The 7,272-nt window shown below is 43.7% G+C and carries 10 protein-coding genes; all 10 read right to left on the bottom strand.

All coding sequences use genetic code 11. The features are described from left to right. Window positions 1–440, bottom strand: a 440-nt coding sequence (locus ACGF7G_RS19465; RefSeq protein ID WP_387467688.1) for a phage tail protein, incomplete at its 3' end; no start/stop codon positions are given. Between the two features lie 50 nt (window positions 441–490). Then, window positions 491–1,087: a YmfQ family protein gene (locus ACGF7G_RS19460; RefSeq protein WP_387467686.1), complete on the bottom strand. Its 597-nt coding sequence runs from the start codon at window positions 1,085–1,087 to the stop codon at window positions 491–493. Beyond that, window positions 1,084–2,223, bottom strand: coding sequence for a baseplate J/gp47 family protein (locus ACGF7G_RS19455; protein WP_387467684.1), 1,140 nt, complete (start codon window positions 2,221–2,223; stop codon window positions 1,084–1,086). The genes ACGF7G_RS19460 and ACGF7G_RS19455 overlap by 4 nt, the downstream gene beginning before the upstream one ends. Then, window positions 2,213–2,659, bottom strand: a complete 447-nt coding sequence (locus ACGF7G_RS19450) for a phage GP46 family protein (RefSeq protein ID WP_133812611.1) — start codon at window positions 2,657–2,659, stop codon at window positions 2,213–2,215. The genes ACGF7G_RS19455 and ACGF7G_RS19450 overlap by 11 nt, the downstream gene beginning before the upstream one ends. Continuing rightward, window positions 2,656–3,243 carry a phage baseplate assembly protein gene (locus ACGF7G_RS19445; RefSeq protein WP_133814174.1) on the bottom strand — a complete coding sequence of 196 codons (588 nt, stop codon included), beginning with the start codon at window positions 3,241–3,243 and terminating at the stop codon, window positions 2,656–2,658. The genes ACGF7G_RS19450 and ACGF7G_RS19445 overlap by 4 nt, the downstream gene beginning before the upstream one ends. Next, window positions 3,243–4,319: a phage baseplate assembly protein gene (locus tag ACGF7G_RS19440; protein WP_133812610.1), complete on the bottom strand. Its 1,077-nt coding sequence runs from the start codon at window positions 4,317–4,319 to the stop codon at window positions 3,243–3,245. The genes ACGF7G_RS19445 and ACGF7G_RS19440 overlap by 1 nt, the downstream gene beginning before the upstream one ends. Then, complete coding sequence (locus tag ACGF7G_RS19435; RefSeq protein WP_387467681.1) at window positions 4,316–5,716, bottom strand: DNA circularization protein; 1,401 nt, start codon at window positions 5,714–5,716, stop codon at window positions 4,316–4,318. The genes ACGF7G_RS19440 and ACGF7G_RS19435 overlap by 4 nt, the downstream gene beginning before the upstream one ends. A 90-nt stretch (window positions 5,717–5,806) precedes the next feature. Further along, entirely contained in the window at window positions 5,807–6,283 is a 477-nt protein-coding gene (locus ACGF7G_RS19430) for a hypothetical protein (RefSeq protein ID WP_133812608.1), read from the bottom strand. Continuing rightward, a complete protein-coding gene (locus tag ACGF7G_RS19425) occupies window positions 6,283–6,708 on the bottom strand; it encodes a helix-turn-helix transcriptional regulator (RefSeq protein WP_242688770.1) in 426 nt (141 codons plus the stop codon). Before ACGF7G_RS19425 ends, ACGF7G_RS19430 begins: the two co-directional genes overlap by 1 nt. Then, window positions 6,698–7,108 (bottom strand): hypothetical protein, encoded by a 411-nt coding sequence (locus ACGF7G_RS19420; protein ID WP_133812606.1) that lies wholly within the window; start codon window positions 7,106–7,108, stop codon window positions 6,698–6,700. Before ACGF7G_RS19420 ends, ACGF7G_RS19425 begins: the two co-directional genes overlap by 11 nt. Window positions 7,109–7,272: the final 164 nt, after the last annotated feature.

Here is a 7,272-nt window from a genome sequence, read left to right as displayed (position 1 = left end):
TTAGCCCTATTCACCGTTTCCGACAAACCGAGGTTTTTCACAAACGCGTTTTTATCCGGAATGTCTGCGCCATTTTGGTTTTTTGCCAGCTTAGTGTTGGCGTTGTCATTCACATCAGATACAAGCTTCTGAGTGGCAGCAAGAGTATTGCTACCGCCTGTTTTGTCTGTGAGTTGAGTTATTCCTTTTTGGGTTAATGAGGCGTCGTGAATTTCAACAGCGCTGTTATCAATTAACTTTTTGATAGCAGCAAAAAGCTGACTGTCATTTTTACTATCTAACTTAATTCCCGATCCTTGCACGGCATTAATTAATTCACGCTGAACGGTATTAAACCAGCCAGCGTCTAATAATGTGGGCGCAATACCAGCGGCAACATTGCCATTCGTGAATTCACCGTTTTTATCTGCGGTATTTGTAATATCACCAATTTTTTGCATAGCAAAACCTCACTCATAAAGTGATTAGAAAAAAATAAATAAAGGATTATTTAGTTGCTGTAACCGAATTGTAGAATTGTATGAGACGGACAAAGACGATTAAATTGACACTCCAGTCGTTTATTACCCCACGACCGTAGCGGATCACCGCAATAACTCCCACCAGCCACAGCATAGAAGATGGTGGTTTTGGGGGCGTTAATGCGCCACGTAAAAGGCCAATCTTCACCGTTTAATGCTTCACCGCAGCGAGACTGTCCCGCTCGTGCTTGTCGGTATTCAGTAATTGTAATGGTATAACCCATTGTTGCGGCCAGATTAATAAAAAACTCTTTTGACTGCCCGCCATCTCTTAATAATCGCGAAACAACTGTTTTCTGTCTTAATGGGATAGTATCAACTTCTCCGATACCGCAATCATCGGGCAAACCTAGTGATTTTTCCCATTCAGGCAGCATAATAGTAGCAGTTGCCGGGAAAGCCCCATCAATCAATCCCCACGCATCGCGATCACTTCGGTAATATGAATGAGCAATCGCTCTCGTTATTGCATTCATAACGGATGAGGGTTGACGAGTCCATGCTAGACCGGATGGCAATAGCCCGTTCAGCGCTGACATATAGTTTTCTGCACTATATCGACTCATGTATAGATAACCTCCCCTCGCAGCGGTAGCTCACCTATCCCCAATTTAATATTGCTTGTCGGATTCGTGATAACAAATCCTGCCGTTCCCGGCACGTCAGCAATCGCATATTGCAATTCGGAAATAAGAACTCTTCCTGTTCCGTCAGGATTTCCGCTTTCAAAAAATACATTATCAATAGCGGCTGCAATAGCATTCGTTACATCACGACTAACATACGATATCCCATTAATTGTGATATCAATTTTACGCTGAATTGGAGAGCAAACCCACACTAAAGCAGTGACTGGCTGCAACGGGTAAATATAATCGGCAACTCTTACTTGATCTCCAGTTGCTGACGTACCGTAGTTTTCTAAGCTTGAAAATCCATCCGTGCCAGTCGGGAAACCGCCTTTACCATTGTTATCGCACATAATGTAAATACCAACGGTCCCCGCCCCCATCGCTCGCCGACGAATCCAGACGCGAGTAACGCCCGGCACGGACAGCGCCCATAGCTTATAGTCATCATCAGAGCCGCCCGACAAAAGCCCCTGATACGCCAGCAGAATCCGGGAACGAAAATCATCTTCATTTTCAATATCTGCCCCACCGATAATCGGTGTTACTGCTTTTCCCTGAACATCAACCCCCGCAATACTCTGATCGAGAGTCAGAGTCGTCCCCGAGTCAGCATTACCCGTACCTCCTCCACCCGTGACATCATCAGAAATGTCGGGCAAAATTGCTGTTATCAATGCATTAGCCGCGCCATTTTGAGCAATACGGACATCATAAAGTGTTTTGTATTGATAACCGTCACCGCGATTGAGTATCGTTCCTGCTGGAATCATCGTCCCTTCAACACCGGTAAACAAATAATCATTACAAACAGCCGCATTGGCAGGTTTACGAAAGACTTTTTTCATTGCCCCCCAACCCGCGAGATGTTCATCAGTTGCAGTAAAGGGCGTAGTTTGCAATGCGATATAGTCAAGATAGCCGTAGTGTAAATGAGCCATCCCCGCGTCCATGTCAGCAAGAACGCCCATATTTGAATATCTTAGCAATGTACCAGCATCATCAAGTTCAGACTGTAAAAAGCTGCGGTTCTGCTCCCGTAGCTCAGATAGTGTTTGTCGTTTAAATGGCATTATGTTGTTCCCATACCCAGAAAAATCTTAGGTCTTCACTCTCTCTTCCGGGGCGCTGATAGCGAATAATCATATTTAAGCGATTTGGATAAACGATTTGAGTGTTGATATTTACAGAAGCGACAACGCCATCGTCTAACATCCACTGCAAAGCTTCACGCGCGTAATCTTCTGCTTTCAGTGCGACTGCGGTAGTGAGCTTTTGACGACGTATCAACCACAATCGCGAACCGATTTGATAATCCGAGCCGACATCACCCCACCAGCCCTTTCTGTCAACTCCGTCAATTTCGTCATCACTACGGGCCTGTCTATCTGTGAACAAACTGATTATCATTGCCGTTTGTAAATCGTTGCCCGTAACCAGATCCCCGTTACCCGCTAGCCAGTCAGCATGGATATGCTCAACATCCCAATAAGAGGTAATATCACTCATTTCACTGGTTCCCCTGTTTGCTGACTTGTTACTGTTGAGCCGCCAGATTCCACACCGGACACTTTATGCGTGTGCCTGTTGTAAGATTCGCGTAACTGTTTCATTGTTGAAGAGTTACTATTGCAGTTGTCAACGATATCACCTGTAACTTTTAGAATTGGCGTATTGCAAAGTACAGATTCGCTAGCGTTAATTGTTACCTGTGTTGCATTATTTACAGTCACTGACTGCCCTTTCGCCTCTATCGTGATCCCTGATTCAGTCAGCAAGATATGCAAGCCCCACTGGTTGTACAGCACCACTTCTCCGGGGTTTAAATTCTTATGCCGATATTTTTTATTGTTGCTTGCAATCACTACAGCGCTGGAACGATCCCCTCCAAGATAGCCGATAACAACATCAGTTCCGGGCGGCAATGCAGACGAGAAGCCAAATTCAGCCATTCTTGCAGTGTTATCGCGGACTTCTATCGGCGTCTGATACTGAACAACTTGAATGTTTCCGCTATCGCGCGAAGTCTTGATTTTTCCAAGACCTAACATCATTTCAACCCGGCGAGATAGCTTTCTGATTGCATCATTCATCATCTGATCGTCTCTCTTAAAATTGCGTAAAACTCATACGGCTGTACGGCAAAAGCCGCTGGAGGCATTAAAACTAATTGCGCTTGCGTGCCATTATCGCCGTTACGTGTATATGTCACTTCCGACAACAGCCATTGTTCGTTTTCAAGACCAAAAATAGGCATATGGATAGGGATCAGCGTGTTGGGTTGCCACAACTTACCGCTACTATCTCTCCACGAATCAACGGTCACTTTCAGCACTTTTGAGCGCCCGTAGCGACGGTTCATTTCCCAATCAATAGATTCTTGCGACCGTTTAGCTGATATGAGTGTACTTTCTATGATGGTGACATAGTTTCGATAGCGCATTTTTTTAGCTTCGGGATCACTTGCTGTAGCCAAAGTGACGACATCATAACCGCTATCATTGCTTGTTTCGTTCAATCCACTTATAGCAAATGAAAGTCCGGTATACTCAGAAAAACGTTCATTCATTGAACTATTATAATCTGATGTTTCAACGTTCTTACCCTGCTCAACACCACTCGCGGCTAGTTCCGTGCCTACTCGTGTCATGATTAAATTGCCGTCCGGCAAGTCGTAGTAAAGAAGAGCGGCAAAGCGGGTAACGCGATCAATGACTTCTTGTGATGACTCACCCCAATTCAACGTGAACTGGGGAACAATGGGCATATCATCAACATCAGAAGTCACTTGAATGTCGTACCATTGCGCGAGTTTTTGAGCAATCTGTAGCGGAGTAGCTTGACTGATAACGTTGTTAGGCCACTTTGCCGAGCAATCTACTAAGTCCTGACATTTGCCCCTGCCCGATACTTTTATCTCGTGTTTATTCTTGGAAACTGATGGGTTCCAGCTATCGATATATCCCGTTACCACTCTGTCATCACCCAAAAACACTTCGCATTTTTCACCGGGTTCTACAAGCTGCTTCTCATCATTGCCGGGGTAGTAATCCATTAACATTAAATCAAAATCCGATGGCAGCCGTTCAATACCTCTTGTCACCCGTACACTGTCCCACCCAAAGATGCGGCGTCCGCCGATCACTAACGAAAGTTCATCACTCTTCATTGCTTCAGCGCCTTAAATTTAATGGGCATAAATGCCGGGTGAATAGGGGAAACGGCTTGTATCAACTCATCACTGCGTTCAGCATCCTGATAGATTCGATTAGCAATATTTAAGACCGGCAAGACTGACGGTAAATTAAACTGCGTCAAACGTCCTTTTGCATCTTTCAGTGAGAAACTTTCAACAAATTCATAACGTAGCTGAACAAGGACCTGGAAAACATCATCGGCGGCCAAATCACCGGCTTTAATGATCGCGTTGTCAAGAGACTTACAAACACGCCGCTGAATTGTTGCGGCCTCATCACGATTAGCGGGGATCAGTTCGCTTGCTGTTTTTGCCATCGCCCCGGCAGACAGAACAACGATCAATAACGTGGTGGCTTCTGCTACATTCTTATCGACACTACTTTGCTGATATTGCGTATTTTTAAAGCTGGCAAGATTTTCAAATACTCGCACTTTCTCTGTCGTACTGCCGGTTGTATTAATGATTACGTTAATGACTAATTGCACTCCAGCAGCCAGCCCCTCAATTGAGTTAGCCTCATTGAGTTGTGAGAGGGCTTTTGATATTGCCTCTCGTCCCATGACCGCCCCGGCCATTTTCTCATTGACTACATTTTTATAGTTTTCACTGTCATTGTTTCGCAGTACAACACCAGTGGCTCCCGACACAGAACCGCCGATTTTCCCGCGGCTGTAACGGCTATAACGTTTACTACCAAAGGTGGAGTTCAACATGTCACTGAGATTGGTCACTTCATCAATTGACGATTGCACCATCTTTTCCCAGAAATTGACTGTCTGCTTGATGGTTTTAACGGCTTGTGTGACAGTGCGGATCTCACCTTTCACCATAGAGATGAATTTTGCGGCTGTCGTTGTAGCCGTTCTGAGCCAATTGGTATTTACTTTGCTGTCTGCCGCCGTGCTATTTGTAATAGCAAAGACTTTCAGACCAGATTCAATCACTGTGAGAGTGAACTCAAACACCCGGCCATTGTCCGCACTTTCATTTACACGCAAGCCGGACTCAGTGACGCTGACTGTTAGTTCTCCAAGTGTGGGATGTATCAGCGTCCCGTTCGCCCCTTCTTCACATGCCGCCACCAAGTTATTACGCTGTGTGATCACATCCGGCGCGGAATACACTTTACTGTCTTGAATGATAAAACCGCGAAGAGTAATCTTTCGGCTACTGCGGCCAAGGTCTTCAATCCATGCTGTATCGCGGTACGGATATTCATGTACCGCTTGCCGTCTGCCGAAAACGCTCTCCCCGGATACTACAGCAAATGGTACTCCCCGAAACGACGCCGGGTGTAAATTTTCCTTCCATGACCATTCCTGATCTTTCCCCAAAAATGATGAAATGGCGTCTTTAATCAATGGCATATCACCACCTTGTGGTTATTTTAGATACAAAAAACCGCAATTAAGCGGCCAGATATGAAAAAGCCACCTTATCGGTGGCCTTGAAAGGGGTCACTTCTTTATCTTATAGAGCGGAATGTTGATCTGCGGTATTCCCATTCTGCTACATGCCGACTGAACGTATTCTCGCCAATACGGCCAAACGTTGAAGGCTACATTATTTTCAGAAAATGCTTTTAGTTCGTCGCCTGTAAGCTTGGTTTCAGATAAATAAGTGGCATCAAAGACCACTTCTATTCCAACAGTGACATCCTCAGACTCTGATTCTTCGCTGCTTAATGAGTCCACTTTCAGCAATCTTATCCCTACAGAATACTCAAATATATAACAATGCCTGTTGTCTTCCTCGGAAAGAAAAACCTTTATTCTTGATACATCGCCGTAAGATTGAGTCTTGTGATCCTCATTGAACAACTCTGATAATACAAAAGAAGAATGAGCCTCCTCAGAAAGCTTAAAACTTGACTCCCGGATATTGACATTAACAATATGTAATTTGTTTTGAGCATTAATGAGTTCGGCATTCATTATGCTGCATCCTCATAGCTAAGATGTGCTGATGTCAGTTCTATTGTATCCGATTGAGAAATTTTTCTGTTCTTTTCCTTCCCAAGAAAAATACCTACGCAATTATCATCATTACGCCAATGTTGGTGCCTTTTTTGTTCTTTATCAATAGGTAAGGAAACATCCCTACCCTCTATAGTAATTGTTATATTTGGTTTTGCACCCAAAACAAAGCAGATGTCTGATAGCGTTCTGAGCGTCATGTTTCTTGAGCCGCTAAGGACCTGAGAAACATACGATTTTGTTTTTCCAAGTTTCTCGGCCAGCTCAGATTTTTTAATGGATTTATCTTCCATAGCAAGCAAAACATCTTCTGTTACGTTAAAAACAAGTTCCTCTTGCGCAAACAACATTTTTTCGTTGTTAAAAACGTGATCATTTTTCATGTCCATCCTCCTCGATTCTTCTCCAGTTAGAGTGGATCTTGCGGATGTTAGATTTGTTTAATTTTTGGTAATCTTTGTATATATAATGGCTTATAAAACAAACGCCACTTTTAGCTTCTGAATACCACAGATAACCCCTTATCGGGATTCTTTTAAGAGCATAAAATTTTTTATTAGATGGAAGGCTGCCTTCGCTAACCAAAGTATCAGAAGTCATTCTTTTGCCATCCGCAAGGCGTTTTATTTGAAGGACTATCTGCATTTCCATGTTTCTTGCCTTTTGCTTAACCAAACTTTTGGCTGATTCGTAAAAGCTTTCAACGGCACCAACGCAGTGGATTACAGTAAACTTTGAGCCATAGTATACAGGCTCTAGCTTCCCCTCGTCTTCCATCATCATCCTTAGCTCATAGTTAATATATATGTTAACTTTATTTTTATGTCAATGTGAATTATTGTGTAGCTTCTTTCACGTGACATTAATCTCAAAGTGCCATTCATCAGATCCCTTGGTACAGGGCGCTCTTAATCTGACTAACATTTGATCATTGTTACATTTTTTAA

It is taken from the genome of Photorhabdus sp. RM323S, assembly GCF_042879375.1.
Taxonomy (GTDB): Bacteria; Pseudomonadota; Gammaproteobacteria; order Enterobacterales; family Enterobacteriaceae; genus Photorhabdus; species Photorhabdus tasmaniensis.
This window is presented reverse-complemented; position numbering and strand designations above follow the sequence as displayed.